The sequence below is a fragment of the Streptomyces tremellae genome, from assembly GCF_039540215.1.
GTDB lineage: Bacteria > Actinomycetota > Actinomycetes > Streptomycetales > Streptomycetaceae > Streptomyces > Streptomyces tremellae.
Window position 1 is genome coordinate 16,109 of the sequence record NZ_BAABEP010000067.1, and the last position, 14,630, is coordinate 30,738.

General features: G+C 75.2%; 12 protein-coding genes and 1 other RNA gene. 5 read left to right on the plus strand and 8 right to left on the minus strand.

Annotated elements, in window-relative coordinates; all coding sequences use genetic code 11:
• Window positions 1–302: 302 nt before the first annotated feature.
• Complete coding sequence (locus tag ABEA77_RS29215) at window positions 303–1,361, plus strand: LacI family DNA-binding transcriptional regulator (RefSeq protein ID WP_345654078.1); 1,059 nt, start codon at window positions 303–305, stop codon at window positions 1,359–1,361.
• A gap of 55 nt (window positions 1,362–1,416) precedes the next feature.
• On the opposite strand, the gene ABEA77_RS29220 is transcribed toward ABEA77_RS29215, so the two are convergent.
• The 5 genes from ABEA77_RS29220 to rnpB form a co-directional block, all read right to left on the minus strand.
• Window positions 1,417–3,183 (minus strand): discoidin domain-containing protein, encoded by a 1,767-nt coding sequence (locus ABEA77_RS29220; RefSeq protein WP_345654081.1) that lies wholly within the window; start codon window positions 3,181–3,183, stop codon window positions 1,417–1,419.
• A 112-nt stretch (window positions 3,184–3,295) separates the two neighbouring features.
• Window positions 3,296–4,339, minus strand: a complete 1,044-nt coding sequence (locus tag ABEA77_RS29225; protein ID WP_345654084.1) for a DUF1996 domain-containing protein — start codon at window positions 4,337–4,339, stop codon at window positions 3,296–3,298.
• Between the two features lie 253 nt (window positions 4,340–4,592).
• Entirely contained in the window at window positions 4,593–5,585 is a 993-nt protein-coding gene (locus tag ABEA77_RS29230; RefSeq protein WP_345654086.1) for a class I SAM-dependent methyltransferase, read from the minus strand.
• Between the two features lie 366 nt (window positions 5,586–5,951).
• Entirely contained in the window at window positions 5,952–6,830 is an 879-nt protein-coding gene (locus ABEA77_RS29240) for an ATP-binding cassette domain-containing protein (protein WP_425588408.1), read from the minus strand.
• A gap of 71 nt (window positions 6,831–6,901) precedes the next feature.
• An RNA gene (gene rnpB / locus ABEA77_RS29245) (RNase P RNA component class A) lies at window positions 6,902–7,307 on the minus strand.
• Window positions 7,308–7,484: 177 nt separating this feature from the next.
• Between rnpB and yaaA the strand changes: the two genes are divergently transcribed.
• Entirely contained in the window at window positions 7,485–8,291 is an 807-nt protein-coding gene (gene yaaA / locus ABEA77_RS29250) for a peroxide stress protein YaaA (protein WP_345654091.1), read from the plus strand.
• A gap of 90 nt (window positions 8,292–8,381) precedes the next feature.
• The gene (gene eda, locus ABEA77_RS29255) at window positions 8,382–9,011 is read left to right on the plus strand and encodes a bifunctional 4-hydroxy-2-oxoglutarate aldolase/2-dehydro-3-deoxy-phosphogluconate aldolase (protein ID WP_345654094.1); all 630 of its coding nucleotides are present in this window, start codon (window positions 8,382–8,384) and stop codon (window positions 9,009–9,011) included.
• A 27-nt stretch (window positions 9,012–9,038) separates the two neighbouring features.
• Here the strand turns inward: eda and ABEA77_RS29260 are convergent, their stop codons facing one another.
• The 3 genes from ABEA77_RS29260 to ABEA77_RS29270 all read right to left on the minus strand — a co-directional run bounded on the left by ABEA77_RS29260 (window position 9,039) and on the right by ABEA77_RS29270 (window position 11,894).
• A complete protein-coding gene (locus ABEA77_RS29260) occupies window positions 9,039–10,205 on the minus strand; it encodes a bifunctional RNase H/acid phosphatase (protein WP_425588410.1) in 1,167 nt (388 codons plus the stop codon).
• A gap of 64 nt (window positions 10,206–10,269) precedes the next feature.
• Window positions 10,270–11,013, minus strand: a complete 744-nt coding sequence (locus ABEA77_RS29265; RefSeq protein ID WP_345654107.1) for a zinc ribbon domain-containing protein — start codon at window positions 11,011–11,013, stop codon at window positions 10,270–10,272.
• Window positions 11,010–11,894, minus strand: a complete 885-nt coding sequence (locus ABEA77_RS29270) for a Nif3-like dinuclear metal center hexameric protein (protein WP_345654099.1) — start codon at window positions 11,892–11,894, stop codon at window positions 11,010–11,012. Before ABEA77_RS29270 ends, ABEA77_RS29265 begins: the two co-directional genes overlap by 4 nt.
• 1,253 nt (window positions 11,895–13,147) lie before the next feature.
• Between ABEA77_RS29270 and ABEA77_RS29275 the strand changes: the two genes are divergently transcribed.
• The gene (locus tag ABEA77_RS29275) at window positions 13,148–14,263 is read left to right on the plus strand and encodes a hypothetical protein (protein ID WP_425588409.1); all 1,116 of its coding nucleotides are present in this window, start codon (window positions 13,148–13,150) and stop codon (window positions 14,261–14,263) included.
• A gap of 99 nt (window positions 14,264–14,362) precedes the next feature.
• Window positions 14,363–14,630 (plus strand): mycothiol transferase (locus ABEA77_RS29280; RefSeq protein WP_345654102.1); only part of this gene is annotated, 268 nt, incomplete at its 3' end.

Consider the following 14,630-nt stretch of genomic DNA (forward strand, 5'->3'; position numbering starts at 1 on the left):
GTCCGCGATCCGCAGGGGCCGTTCGGCTCCGTCACCGTCCCCGGGAACGGCGGGCCCTGGGTGGCCAGGAAGAACGGAGAGCCCGCCCTGGGCGCGCGGGACCGGGCACGGGATCAGGGGCCGGGCAGAGCCGCCGCGCCCTCCGGGTGCGGCACGTACAGCGACGAGGGCGTACCTCGGTTCACGGCAGTGCCGAGTCCCGGCTCCGCTCGGCGTGACGGACCCCTCAGGCCCCGTCTCCGACGGCCTGCGGCGGGCCGGCAGGCTGCCGGTGAGCGCTCTCCCCTGTACTGTTGGGCTCCATGAGCAGAGAGCCGGGTGGCTCGTCCGGGGGGCCCACGCTCGAAGACGTCGCGCGGGCGGCGGGGGTGTCCCGGGCCACGGTCTCGCGGGTCGTGAACGGGATACGCAACGTCGACCCGGCGATCCAGCAGACCGTGCGGCAGGCCGTCGCGGCGACGGGATACGCGCCCAACCGCGCGGCGCGCTCGCTGGTGACGCGCCGTGCCGAGATCATCGCACTCATCGTCTCCGGGGCGGGTGACGACTCGGAGACCGAGCAGAACGCCTTCGCCTCCCGGGTGTTCGCCGACCCCTTCTTCGGTCGCGTGGTGAGTGGTGTCATCGCGTACCTGAGGCCCCGCTCGATGCATCCGGTGCTGATGTTCGCGGAGACGGCCGAAGCCCGCGAGCAGGCGGTCGGGTTCCTGCGGCAGGGGAGCGCGGACGGCGCGCTGATCGTCTCCACGCATGCGGAGGACCCGCTGCCCGCGCTGATGACCGGGGCCGGGCTGCCCGCCGTGCTGTTCGCACGCCCCCCGGGCGACGTGCCGATCAGCTACGTCGACCTCGCCCACTACGACGGCGCTCAGCTCGCCGCTGACCATCTGCTGGCCAGAGGGTGCCGGCGGCTCGTCACGATCGCGGGGCCGCAGGACGTCGCGTCGGGCCACGACCGGCTGGCCGGCTTCCGGGACGCCGTGGCCCGGCACGGCGTCCCCTGCCCGCCGGTGGCCGAGGCCGACTTCACCTTCCGCGGCGGTGCGCGGGCGATGACCGCTCTGCTCGCCGACCACCCTGATCTGGACGGTGTGTTCGCGGCCAACGACCTGCTGGCTCAGGGCGCCTGCCAGGCCCTGCGCGACCACGGCAGGAGGGTGCCGGACGAGGTGGCCGTGGTGGGGTTCGACGACAGCACGGCCGCGGTCTCCTGCGATCCCCCCCTCACCACGGTGCGGCAGCCGGTCGAGGACATGGCGGCCGAGATGGCGCGGCTGCTCCAGGAACGCATCGAGCACCAGGACCGGCCCGTCGCCTCCGTCATCTTCACGCCCGAGCTCGTGGTGCGGGAGTCGGCCTGAGGGGCGGGGCGCGGCGGCGGCCAGCCCCGGCGCCGTCCGCACACCGCCCCCGGTGTCAGCTGTACACGCCGAACTCGTAGAGCGAGTAGCCGTATCCCGTGCCGCGCGCGGTGCCGTACACCCGCACGTACCGGCCGGTGCCTTCGGCGTCGAGGTCGTCGATGTTCCCGTTGCCGTCCGTCACGGACTCCACCGTCGTCCAGTTCTGTCCGTCCTGCGACACCTGGACGTCGTAGGCCTTCGCGTAGGCGGCCTCCCAGGAGAGCTGGACATGGTGGAACGAGGTCGGCGCCCCGAGGTCGACCTGGAGCCACTGCGGGTCGCTCCAGTCGCTCGACCAGCGGGTCGCCGCGTCGCCGTCGACGGCGTCGGCGGCCGTGCACGGGCAGCCGCCCGTCGGGTCGGTCTGGAAGGACGACGCGGTGGCCGGCTTGCCCCGTGCGACGTTCGTGCCGGCCGGCTCCGGCGCGACGACCTTCAGGGACCGAGCCCCGTAGCTGACGTTGCCGTGGCCGTCCGTGGCCTTCACGTAGACCTTGTAGACACCCACCTTGTCCGGTGCCCTGACGGTGAGTGTGCCGTTCCCGTGGTCGGTGGCGTCCGCGGGGACGAGTGCGTTGTTCTGGTCGATGTAGTTGCTGCTGAACAGCACCTGGTAGGCGACGGGGTCGCCGTCCGGGTCGGTCGCCCTGGCGGTGAGGGTGACCTCGCCCCCGGTCTCCACGCCCTGGTCCGCTCCGCCGACCGTCATCTCCGTGATGTCGGGCGGGGTGTTGTCGTGCGAGGTGTCGCCGCCGTACGCCCTCTTCACGGCGTAGTACGACGGGCGCTTCAGCCCGTCGGGGAGGAGGTTGAACCACACGCCGCCGAGGTCGTCCTCCGTCCCGTAGTGGAACATCGTGGCTCCGAGCGCGACCCCGCGGTGCGCCGTGACGCAGTTCCACGCCTTGGTGTAGCCGTCGGCCTTCTGCTGGTCGGTCGGCTCGTCCGGCACACCGTTGGCGTCGTCCGCCACCTCCCACTCACCGGCGGGGCCCGTCTCGGTGACGATGTACGGTTTCGTGTATCCGCCCTGCTCCCAGGTCTCCTTGATGTCGCACACCCCGTTGTAGGAGTTCACGGCGTACAGGTCGAGGTCGGGGGCGTTCCTCCGGTAGTAGGGCCAGGCGCCGGTCCACGCGTCGGTGGAGGTCACCGGGTGGTCGGGGTCGACCTGGTGGATCTTCTTCGCGAGGTCGTTCACGAAGGTCGTGTACGCGTCGCGCTGGTTCTCCAACTCGGTTCCGCTGTAGCAGTTCTGGAGCCCCAGCACGGACTCGTTGCCGACGTCCCACATCAGTACGCCGGGGTTGTCCTTGTAGGTGTCGACCCACCGGGGGAACTCCGCGAGCATGTCGTTCTTGTACGCGGTGTCCTTCAGGTAGTCGACGCAGCCGCCCGAGCCGGGGCCGCCGCCCGGCTGGAGCCAGAAGCCGGCGATGACCTTGACACCGTTGGCGGCTGCCGCGTCGAACAGCGGGGCGCTCGTCGCGTCGGTGCCCCAGGTCCGCACGGTGTTGACGCCCATCGAGGCGAGGTCCGGCATGTACGTGGACGCGTCGGCGGTGGACGGGCCCCAGGTGAGACCCTTGATCTGGTACGGGGAACCGTCGACGGTCAGCTGCCAGTTCCCTTGCGATCCCGTCACCTTGACCACGTCGCCCGCCGCGTGCGCGGCCGGGGCCCGCAGGCCGACCACGGCCCCGGCCAGCAGGACGGCGGCTGCGAGCGGCGCGACGGCACGCACGGCGGGCCCGGCGGACCGGGCAGAGGGTCGGTACATCGCGTTCTCCTCGGCTGGGAAGCTTGGGGGTGGGGACTTGCCGGGCGCCGGCCGCCGCGCGAGGAGACCGCGCACCGGCCGGCGGGGCGCGCGCCTCTCGGCACCGACCGCCTTACTCGAGCTCGTAGTCGTCGTCCAGAACGGCGCCCTTCCCGGGCTGCGACTCGTCGTAGCCGTGGGCGTCGCACTGGAGACCGCCGTTGACGCAGTGCGTGACCATGGCGCTGAGGGTGGCGTCGTCCCAGCCGTCGAAGAAGTCGTAGTGGAACGAGTACCCCCTGCCGCTGGAGAGCCTGACCTGCGACATGTCACCGTTGACCGGCCACGCCATCTTGAACTCGATCATCGGAAGCGCGACGGGATGGTCGGCGGGACACACGTTCTGGTTGGCGCCCGTGGCCACCGGGTAGGCCATGTGGCTCTTGTGGTCCGGGGTGTCCAGGTGGATGCCGTCCCAGCAACTCGGCGCCTGGAGGCGCAGGTTGAGCTGCGTGTCCTGAGTGGTGGGGCAGCTCGCGGGGAAGTCGAAGTTCTTGTACGACGTCCCGCACTCCCAGCCCTCGACCGTGCCCTTCAGGTTCTTGAACTCGTCGAGCGTCTGCATCGGGTCGCCGACGACGAAGCGCAGCCCCTTGGGGAACGGCCGCACACTGGTGTAGTCGGTGACACCGGACTTGTAGTAGATCGTCTGGGGTCCGATCGGCAGGATCTTCCGGTCCCCGTCGTACAGACTCGGCATCCAGTACGCGGACTTGTCGCCGGGCGCGAGGCAGGCGGTGCCCGCCGCGGCCAGCGAGGCGGTGGTCGTACCGGCGTCGGTGCCGGTGTTGCCCATGAACGTGTGGTCGTGGGACTTCCCCGGCTGTCCGGGGAAGACGATCGGGTCGTCGGGCAGCGTGTGGTCGGGGGCGCACTTGGCCTGGAACTCGTGGAAGTACGTGTGCGGCGGGTCGTAGGTGGACGGCGTGACGCCCGTGACCGGCGGGTCGGCCATGATGTAGCCGTCGCCGTCCGGATCGTCGCCCGACGCGCGCGTGGAGACGGGCATCTGCATACCGGCGTGCGCGGCGTGCATCGCGTGTGCCACGGGCGCGCCGTCCGCCGACGCGCTACCGGTCGTCGCGATGTCGGCCACACCGATCGCGGTCAGGCTCATCGCCGTGAATAAGAGCAACACGGAGAAGACTCGGGACTTCCGTGCCATGGGTGCCTCCTACTGGGTGGTCCTGCGAGGGGGGAAACGGGCGGCCGGCCGCGGGCCCCGCCGGGACGGCGGCCGGTACGCAAGAACGGGAGAGCGCTCTCCCATTGCGGAGTGTTCCGCCCATGACAAGAGCCTGTCAAGAGACGCGCGTGCCGAGTGCGCGGCGGGGCGGGCAGGGGCCGCGTCGGGTCCTGGGCGGTCTTCGTCAGCCGGCGGTGGACGTCGTCTTCTCGGCGAAGACCCAGCGGTTGGCGGCGAGCGCGTCGTCCGGCTCGGGCAGCGGTCCGCGCCCGTAGCGGCGTGTGTGGTCGAAGGGGCTCTGGACCGAGCAGCGCCAGCCCCGGGCTGCGAGGTCGGATGCCGAGTCGGGGCGTGGCGAGCCCTCGAAGAGGCGGAGCAGGTCCACTCCGAGCCGGTCGCGTGTCGCCGCGTACACCGGGCTGTCGCGCAGGGTTTCGACCTCCCGCACCGGCTTGATCTCGTAGCACAGTGTGCTTCTCGGCGCACTCAATTCGTCTACGGCTGCCAGGAGGTGCCGTTCGACCGCACCGGGCAGATAGAGCAGCACCCCCTCCGCGAGCCAACCGGTGGGTGCGGCGGGGTCGAGCCCCGCCGCCGGCAGTCGGGGCGCCCAGTTTTCGCGCAGGTCGGCGGGGACGGCCACCCGGCCGGCGGCGGGGACGGCCTGCGCGTGGGCCAGGATCCGCTCCTTGAAGGCGAGGACGTTCGGCCGGTCCACCTCCCACACGGTGGTGCCCTCCGGCCACCGCAGCCGGTAGGCCCTGGTGTCGAGCCCCGCGCCGAGCAGCACGAACTGCCGGATCCCCGCGCCGGCCGCCTCCCTCAGCGCGTCGTCCAACGCCCTGGTGCGCAGCGCGAAGTAGCGGCCGAGCCTCCCCCACAGCGGGTCGGCGCCGCCGCCGGGCACCTGCTCGGGCCGCAGGGGCCAGCCTGCCGAGGCCCCGGCCGCCCGTACGAAGTGCTCGGCGTACGGGTCGTGCACCAGCGCGTCGGGGCGGTGCGACTCGATGGCGCGCGCGGCGGCGACCAGCAGGGCGGTGGCTCCCACTCCGCCCTCCACACCGGCATCGCCCGCCCCGGGGGCGGTGGCTTCGCCCACGGGGACCTCGGCGCCGACGGGCGACAGCCCGTACTGCTCCTCGTCGTTGCGCACTCGGCGGCGGGGGTTGCCGTCCATGACGTACTCCTTCGCGAGGGGTGGAGTCGCGCGGGCGCCGGGACCGGGGCGCACGGCCGCCGGGCGGCGGACGCGCAAGACCTCTCCGGCTCGCACACGCACGGTACGGAGACGCGGCGGCCACGCCCAGGACGATTTCGGCCGCCCTGGGTCGTCCCGGGAAGCACGGCCGCACCCGGCGGTCCTGGAAGTCGACGTCGGTGTCCGCCGACCTCAGCCGAGGCGGCCCCGAGAGTGGCGCCCTCGCGTTCGGGAGCTTCTCGGTGAGAGCTCTCCTGGTTGCCGTCGGACGGCGAACTGCGCCGTGAGCGCCGCCTCGTCGACACCTGGGAGGGTCGCGCCGGACGGACGCGCGCCGGCCGTGCCTCAGCCGCGCGTGACGCGGCGATACCTGGCGCCGGCCAGGAGCATGAAGAGGGCCGTGATGGCGTTCGCGCAGGTGACCGCGTACGGCAGGGCGTGGGCGACGGGCCACGAGTGGCCGGGGTCGGCGCCGGGTTGCCGAAGGGGCCGCGGATCGTGGTCGCCGTGGCGGAGACCGGGTTCCACCCGGCGACCGTCCGCAGCGGCCCCGGCACGGCGGCGGTGCAGCGGCCGGCGCGCGGGTCGAAGTCGGGGGTGCGCGGGCCGGGGCACGCAAGGATGCCGAGGGCGCGGGCGCGCGGGCCGGGGGTCCGCCAGGGTGAGGGCGAGCCGCTCCCCGCCGACACGCGCCTTGAGGTCGGTGGCGGAGCCGCGGGCGATGACACGCCCGCGGTCGATCACCGCGATGGAGTCGGCGAGTTGGCCTGCCTCCTCCAGGTACTGGGTGGTCAGCAGGACGGTCGTGCCCGCGGCCACCAGCTCCCTGACGGCGCTCCAGGCGCCGGTTCTGCCGCGCGGGTCGAGTCCGGTGGTGGGCTCGTCGAGGACGGCCACGGGCGGCTTCGCCACCAGCGCCCCCGCGAGGTCGAGCAGGCGCCGCATGGCGCCGGAGAACGTGCCGCTCGGCCGGTCGGCGGCCTCCTGGAGGCGGAAGTCCGCGAGGAGTTCGGCGGCTCCGCGGCGGGCCGCGCGCCGTGACATGCCGTAGAGGCGGGCCACCAGGTACAGGTTCTCGCGGCCGGTGGGCTTCTCGTCGACGGCGGCGTACGGGGCGGAGAGGCCGAGGCGCTCGCGGACGCCGTGCGGGTCTGCCGCGACGTCGCGCCCGGCCACCCGGGCGCGTCCGGCATCGGCGCACAGCAGGGTGGAGAGGATGCGCACGGCGGTGGTCTTGCCCGCCCCGTGCGTTCCAGCGGCTGACCAGGGAAAACGCCCGGCAGGACCTTGAGCGGCAGACGAGTCGGGCTGTACGCCGGATTCTGTCGCCCGGGCGCCTCGCGGCGGCCGGGGAGACGGCCATCCATCTAGGGCCGGCGTTGCCGCCGGCCTCCTGCGGTCCACCCGCGGACTCGGGCGGGCAGCCCTCGAACGTCCGCGCAGAGCACCTGTTTCCTGGTGCTCCTTTTGACCTTGCTCCGGGTGGGGTTTACCTAGCTGCCCAGGTCACCCTGGGCACTGGTGGTCTCTTACACCGCCGTTTCACCCTTACCGGGGGCCGAGGCCCCCGGCGGTCTGTTTTCTGTGGCACTGTCCCGCGGGTCACCCCGGGTGGCCGTTAGCCACCACCCTGCCCTGTGGAGTCCGGACGTTCCTCGGGAGGTTCCCAAGGGAGCCTCACGCGGCCGTCCGCCCGGCTCGTCTGCCGTGGTGACCATGGTACCCGGCCCCGGCGGCCCGTCCTCGCGGCCCCGGCCTTCGCCTACGCTGGCGGGCGGGCGCGGCCCGCGTGGGCCAGCCCGCTCCCGTACGCAAGCCGTATCCGTATCCGTGCCCGTGCGCACGCCATGTCCGACGTCGCCCCGAGGAGTCACCGCCGTGCTCGTGCTGCTGCCGCCGTCCGAAGGAAAGGCCGCGCCCGGTGGGGGCGCGCCACTGGATCCCGGGGCGCTTTCGCTGCCGGGGCTCGCGCCGGCGCGCGCCGCCGTGCTCGACGAGTTGGTGGGGCTGTGCGCGGGCGACGAGGGCAAGGCGCGCGAGGTGCTGGGGCTGAGCGAGGGTCTGCGCGGCGAGGTCGCCAAGAACGCGGCGCTGCGGACCGCGGGGACGCGGCCCGCGGGCGAGGTCTACACCGGCGTGCTCTACGACGCGCTCGGGCTCGGCACGCTCGCCCCGGCCGCCGCGCGCCTCGCCGCCTCGTCCCTGCTGGTCTTCTCCGGGCTGTGGGGAGCGGTGGGGGTGGCCGACCCCATCCCGTCGTACCGCTGCTCGATGGGGGTGAAGCTGCCGGGGATCGGCGCGCTCGGGGCGTACTGGCGCGGCCCGATGGCCGAGGTGATGCCGGAGGCCGCGGGCGACGGCCCGGTGCTCGACCTGCGGTCGTCGGCGTATGCGGCCGCCTGGCAGCCCAAGGGTGAACTCGCCTCGCGGACGGCGGCGGTCCGCGTCCTGCACTCGCGGGTGGACGAGCGTACGGGCGAGGAGAAGCGGTCCGTCGTCAGCCACTTCAACAAGGCCACGAAGGGACGGCTGCTGCGGGACCTGCTGACGGCGGGGGCCGCGCCCGCGTCGCCCGCCGAGCTGGTCGGCGCGCTGCGGGACCTGGGGTACGCGGTCGAGGCCGCGGAGCCCGCGCGGGCGGGCAGGCCCTGGCGGCTCGACGTCGTGGTGACGGACGTGCACTGAGGGGGGCGGGTGACCAGGCACTGAGCTGGGTCATTGCATGGGACGCAACGGGCGTTGCGTGATGCGCCGGGGGCGCGGCAGGATGTGGGCATGACCTCCGTGCTCGATCTCGCCCCCGTCATCCCCGTCGTCGTGCTGAAGGACGCCGCGGGCGCCGTGCCGCTGGCGCGTGCGCTCGTCGCGGGCGGTCTGCCCGCGATCGAGGTGACGCTCCGTACGCCCGCGGCCCTCGACGCCGTCCGCGCGATCGCCGCCGAGGTGCCCGACGCCGTCGTCGGCACGGGCACGGTGCTCTCGCCCGACGCGGTGACCCGGTCCGTCGCGGCGGGCGCGCGGTTCCTGGTCAGCCCCGGCTGGACGGACACGCTGCTGTCCGCCATGGAGGCGTCGGGCGTGCCGTTCCTGCCCGGTGTGTCGACCACGTCGGAGGTCGTGGCGCTGCTGGAGCGCGGCGTCACCGAGATGAAGTTCTTCCCCGCGGAGGCGGCCGGCGGCATCCCGTACCTGAAGTCCCTCTCCAGCCCGCTGCCGCGCGCGCGGTTCTGCCCGACCGGCGGCATCACCGCCGAGTCGGCGCCGCGGTATCTCGCGCTGCCGAACGTGAGCTGCGTCGGCGGTACGTGGATGGTCCCCCAGGACGCCGTCGAGGCGGGCGACTGGGACCGGGTCGAGGCGCTGGCCCGCGAGGCGTCCACCCTCCAGGACAGCCGCAGGGCCTGAGGCCAAGCTCGGCGCCCGGTGCGCAGGTCAGGCCAGGTACGACGTGTCGTTGAACAGGCGCACCGAAGCGTTGCCGTCCCCGTAGTACGCGACGACGGAGGTCGACGCGGGCGAGAGCTCCATCCGGAACAGCGACTCGGGCGGCGCGCCCAGCGCCAGCCGCACGAGCGTCTTGATGGGGGTGACATGCGTGACGACGAGGACCGTGCGGCCCGCGTGACGCTCCACCAGGCGGCGGCGCGCCGCCTCCACCCGCTCGCCCACGGCGGTGAAGCTCTCGCCGCCGCCGGTCGGCGCGGCACCGGGCGAGGCGAGCCAGGCGGTGAGGTCGTCCTGGTACCGCTCCCGCACCTCGGCGAAGGTGAGGCCCTCCCAGGCGCCGAAGTCGGTCTCGCGCAGGCCGTCCTCGACGGTGACGCCGAGGCCGAGGTGGTCGGCGACGGCGCCCGCGGTCTCCCGGCAGCGGCGCAGCGGGGAGGAGACGATGTCCTGCACGGTGCCGCCGGCGGCGAGCGCGGTGGCGACGGCGGCGGCCTGCCTGCGGCCCGCGGCGGAGAGTGCGGGGTCGCTCCCGCCGCTCCCGGAGAACCGCTTCTCCGGCGTGAGCGCCGTCTCGCCGTGCCGCAGCAGCAGGAACGTGGTGGGTGCGCCCAGGTCGGGCGCGGAGCCCCAGCCCACCGCGGGCCGGATCGCGCCCGCCTCCGCGGCGGCCGGTGAGGCGGCGGCCGGTGAGGCGGCTACCGCGGCCAGGGCGGCCGTGGACGCGGCCGGGTCCCACGCCTCGCCGCGCGCGCCCGCGTCCATCGCCTCGTTCGCCAACCGGTCGGCGTGCCGGTTGCGTTCGCGCGGGACCCACGCGTAGACGACCCGCTCGGGCGGGAAGATCCCGGCGGCCTCCTCTGCGAGGGCGCGCAGCTCGGGGTGGTGGACGCGCCAGCGGCCCGTCATCTGCTCGACGACGAGCCTGGAGTCCATCCGTACCAGGACCTCGGCGGCCGGGTCGAGGGCGTGCGCGGCGCGCAGCCCCGCGATCAGACCGCGGTACTCCGCCACGTTGTTGGTGGCGGTGCCGAGGTACTCGGCGGTCTCGGCGAGCGTCTCGCCGGTCTTCGGGTCGCGGACGACGGCCCCGTACCCGGCGGGGCCCGGGTTGCTCCGCGACCCGCCGTCCGCCTCCACCTCGTACACGGTCACCGCTGCCGTCACCCTCCCCGTACCGTCCCTCGCGCCCCGTCCCCTGCGCCGCCGCCCGGTCCGTCTACAGGCCGGACTCGGCCGTGCGGACCAGGATCCGGCGGCAGTTCTCGCAGCGCACCACGGCGTCGGGCGCGGCGGCACGCACGTCGTTCAGCTCGGTGATGTTCAGCTCCAACTGGCAGCCCTCGCACCTGCGCTGGTAGAGGCGGGCGGCGCCGACGCCGTCCTGCTGCTCGCGCAGCTTCTCGTACAGCTTGAGCAGGTCGGCGGGGACCGACGCGGCGACCGCCTCGCGCTCCCTGCGGACGTCGGCGATCTCGGTGTCGATGCCCGCGGTCGCCTCGTCGCGGCGCGCAGCCGCCTGGTCGGACGCGGCCTGCACGGCGGCGAGCCGCTCGGTGAGCTCGGCGACGCGGCCCTGCGCGGACTCGCGGCGCTCCATCACGTCGAGGACGACGTCCTCGAGGTCGCTCTGGCGGCGGGCGAGCGAGGCGATCTCGCGCTGGAGGTTCTCCAGGTCCTTCGGCGAGGTCACGGCGCCGGAGTCCAGGCGCTGCTGGTCGCGGGCGGCGCGCGTGCGCACCTGGTCCACGTCCTGCTCGGCCTTGGTCTGCTCGCGGGCGGTGTCGCTCTCCTCGGTCTGCGCGGCGACCAGCAGGTCGCGCAGCTGCGCGAGGTCCCTGGCGTGTGCTTCGAGCTCCGCGTGCTCGGGCAGCGCGGAGCGGCGGTGGTCGAGCTGCGACAGCCGTACGTCGAGGGCCTGGACGTCGAGGAGTCGGAGCTGGTCGGCTGGCGCGGCGTTCAGTTGGGGGCTCCCGGTGGGTTCGTGGCGGTGGCGGGCGGCGGCGGCACGGGGCGCGCCTGCGACGCGAAGTGTGCCGACCAGGGGTCGGTGACCGCCGCGGAGACATGGACCCGCAGGCCCCAGCCGTGGCGGTCGGAGATCTCGTCGAGCTGGGCTGCGGCCTGCTCGCACCAGGGCCACTCGGTGGCCCAGTGCGCGGCGTCCACCAGGCCGAGCGGGGAGTGCTGGGTGGCCTCGGACGCGGGGTGGTGGCGCAGGTCCGCGGTGAGGAACGCGTCCACGCCCGCGGCGCGCGCCTCGGCGAACAGGCTGTCTCCTGAGCCGCCGCTGACCGCGACCGTGCGCACCGGGGCGTCGGGGTCCCCTGCGAGGCGGACGCCCTGCGCGGTGGCGGGCAGGCGGTGGGCGGCCCTGGCCGCGAAGTGGCGCAGCGACGTCGGGGCGTCGAGCTCGCAGACCCGTCCGAGGCCGCGGCGGCCCGCAGGGTCCTGCGGGTCGGGCACGAGCGGACGCACGACGCGCAGGCCGAGGGCGGCGGCGAGGGCGTCGGAGACGCCGGGGTCCGCGGTGTCCGCGTTGGTGTGCGCGACGTGCAGGGCGACGCCCTGCCGGATCAGCGTGTGGACGACGCGGCCCTTGAAGGTGCCGGCCGCGACGGTGGTGGTGCCGCGCAGGTAGAGCGGATGGTGGGTGACCAGCAGCTGCGCGCCGAGCGCGACGGCCTCGTCCACGGTCTCCTGGACCGGGTCGACGGCGAACAGTACCCGCTCGACGGTGGCGTCGGGATCACCGCACACGGTCCCGACCGCGTCCCACTGCTCCGCCCGGTCGGGCGGCCAGAGGGCGTCGAGCTCGGCGATGACTTCGGACAGACGGGGCACGCCGGAAAGGCTACCTGGCGCGGGGCGGCGCCCGTCCCGCGGGGAAGCGGGGGCCCGGAGGACGCGCGCGGCGGGGGCTGGGCGGCGGCGCCCTCGACGGGGCGGGGGTCCCGTGGCCGATGGTCCCGCTCAGCACACGCGCCCCTGCGGCCCCGGGCAAATCGGCCCATCGCCACTCGTACGTGTGAAGACGGTCGTCTCTCGTTGTTCGGCTGGAAGTGCGAAATTAGCTTCGTGGCCGGAGGTGACGCACCGATGACACCGATGACCGCTCTCGCCGTCGACACGAAGCCCGCGGAGCCGGCCGATGCGGCCGGGGGAGCCGGTTCGCCGCACCCGGGAGCCACCGGCCCCGGGGACCCGGCCCCCTTCGGCCCCGAGAACTCCCAGGACCCGGCCGCCCTCGGCCCCGAGGAGGGGTACGGCTCCGCGCCGCGCGAGGCCGAGGGGCCCGGCACGCAGGGCGGGGGCGGTGTGGACGGTGATCGCGCGGAGGGCGGGCCCGCGAGCCCCTGGGCGCCTGCTGGGCAGGCGCCCGCCGAGCGGGCCGGGGGCCGGGCGGTGCGGCCGGCTCGGCAGGACGGCCGTGTCCGTCCCGTCCGGCCGGGCGGCCCAGGGCCGGGCCTCCAGCCGACCGGCCCAGACGGGGTGGCCCGCCCGGGGCCGACCGCCCCTGTGGGGTCCGCAGCCGGCGAAAGGCACGCGGCGGGCGCCGCGACCGAGGGGCGGAGGCCGCGCGCCCGGCCGCGGCAGGGCCCGGGCCTGCGGGGGCCGCCGCGCCCCCACGGGGCACCGCGGCGGCAGCCGCACCGGCGCGGAGCGCGGCCACCCTGCCCCTGGCCGCAGAGGAGTACGCGGCGAGTGCCGCCGCCGAGGGGGCGGAGGGCGGGCGTCCGGCCGCAGCAGGGTCCGGGCGGGTGGGGGCCGCCGCGGCCCCGGAAGCCGCCACCGCGCGGACCACGGCGCCGGAAGCGTACGGGTCCGCCGCTGTCCCGCTGCCCGCGGCTGCGGACGTCCCGGCCGCGGCGGCGCAGAGCGCGCCGTCCCAAGCGGGCTCCCCCGCCGTGACGGCGCCGCGCGTTCCGGGGGCGGCGGCGTCCGGGGCGCGTGGCGCGGAAGCGGCGGACGCGTGCCCGCCCGCGCTTGTCGTCAGCGCGGACGGCGGGTACGGCGCGCGGCTGGTGGCGGCACGCCCCGGTGCGAGCGCGGGCGCGGCACCCGAGCGGGTGTTCGACGGGGCAGGGGCTGCGCCCGTGTGGTTTCCCGAGCGGTGGACGCTCGCCGGGCCCGAGCCGTACGCCGTGCCGCTGCCGCTCGGGCAGCCCGAGGAGCCGGACAGCCAGCTGCAGCCGCTGGCGGACGGGCGGGTACTCATCTGCCGCCGGGTGGCGGGCCGTTGGGCCTTCTCGCTGCTGTATCCGACCGGTCCGGGCACCGGCGAGGTGCCGCTCGGCGCGGTGGAGTGCCCCCGGCTCGCGCTGCTGCCGCCCGTGCCGGGCGGCAGCCTGGTCTACGCGCTCGCGCCCGGCGCGGACGACACCGCCCTGTGGCGGGTGGCGGGCGGCACGTCCGGGCCCGAACTGGTCGCGCGGGTGCCTGGCCGCTGCTCGGGCGGCGCGTGGCTCGACCGTGCGGGACGGCTCCTGGCTCTCGACCGGGAGGCCGGGGGCGTGGTGAAGACGGTCACCGTCGACCTGGAGCGCGGCGGCGAGCTGTCGCCGCTGCTGGAGATCGCCGAGGAGAGCGACGACCGGCTGCTGTTCGCGGACCCCGACAGCGGGCTGCTGCTGATCCGTTCGAACGCGCCGGGGCACGACCGGATCGGCTGGGGTGTGCTCGGCAGCACGCGGCCGGTCCGCTTCCCGGAGTGCCTTGCGCCGGCGGGCCGCGCGCTGACACCGTTCGCCGCCCAGCCGGGGCAGGTGCTCACGCCGGAGAGCTGCGCGGTGGCCTTCCGGGTCGACGGCCCCGGCGGCGCCTGCGTGGGCCTCTGGCGGCCCGCAGGCCGGGCGCTGCACCTGGTGGCGCCGCCGCCGGGCTGGCTCACCGGGGCGGGCCTGTGGACCGCGGACGGCGTACTGCGGCTGCCGTACGCGACGCCCGCGGCGCCCTGCGCGGTGGCGGAGGTGCGGGCCCCGGCCGAGGAGCCCGGCGCCGGGTCCGGTACGGGCGCGCGTACCGATGCCCGTACCGGCGGACCGGCTCCGGCGGACACCGGGGCCGGAGGGCCGGGCCGGGCCGCCCCGGGGGCCGGGCGGCAGCCGTCGCCGCACGGCGAGACGAGGGGCGTCCGGGGCACCACTCCGCTCTACCGGCCGGTCCCCCTCCAGCAGGCACCGCTTGGCCGAGGAGGCCCCACGGTCCTGTAGTGCGGGCGCAGTTCGCGATCCCCGGCGGGCCGCCGGGTGCCGAGGGGCGCGGGCGGGCCGCCGTTCGGAACCCCCTCGTGGTCCGGTAGCGTCCGCGCCATGACAGCCGACCGGTTCTCGACCTCCACCGAGCGGGAGGCCCTCTGCGGCTTCCTCGACAAGCAGCGCGCCGATCTGCTCCGGAAGGTCCAGGGCGTCTTTGACGCGGACGCCCGCACGGCGCCGACGGCGAGTTCACTGTCGCTGCTCGGCCTGCTCAAACACTGCGCGCTCTGGGAGCGCCGGTGGTTCCAGGCCGTCGTCGCGGGGCGGGCGCTCGGCGGCGAGTGGTCCCCCGCGGACATCCCGCGCTGGGGTCAGGAGGACT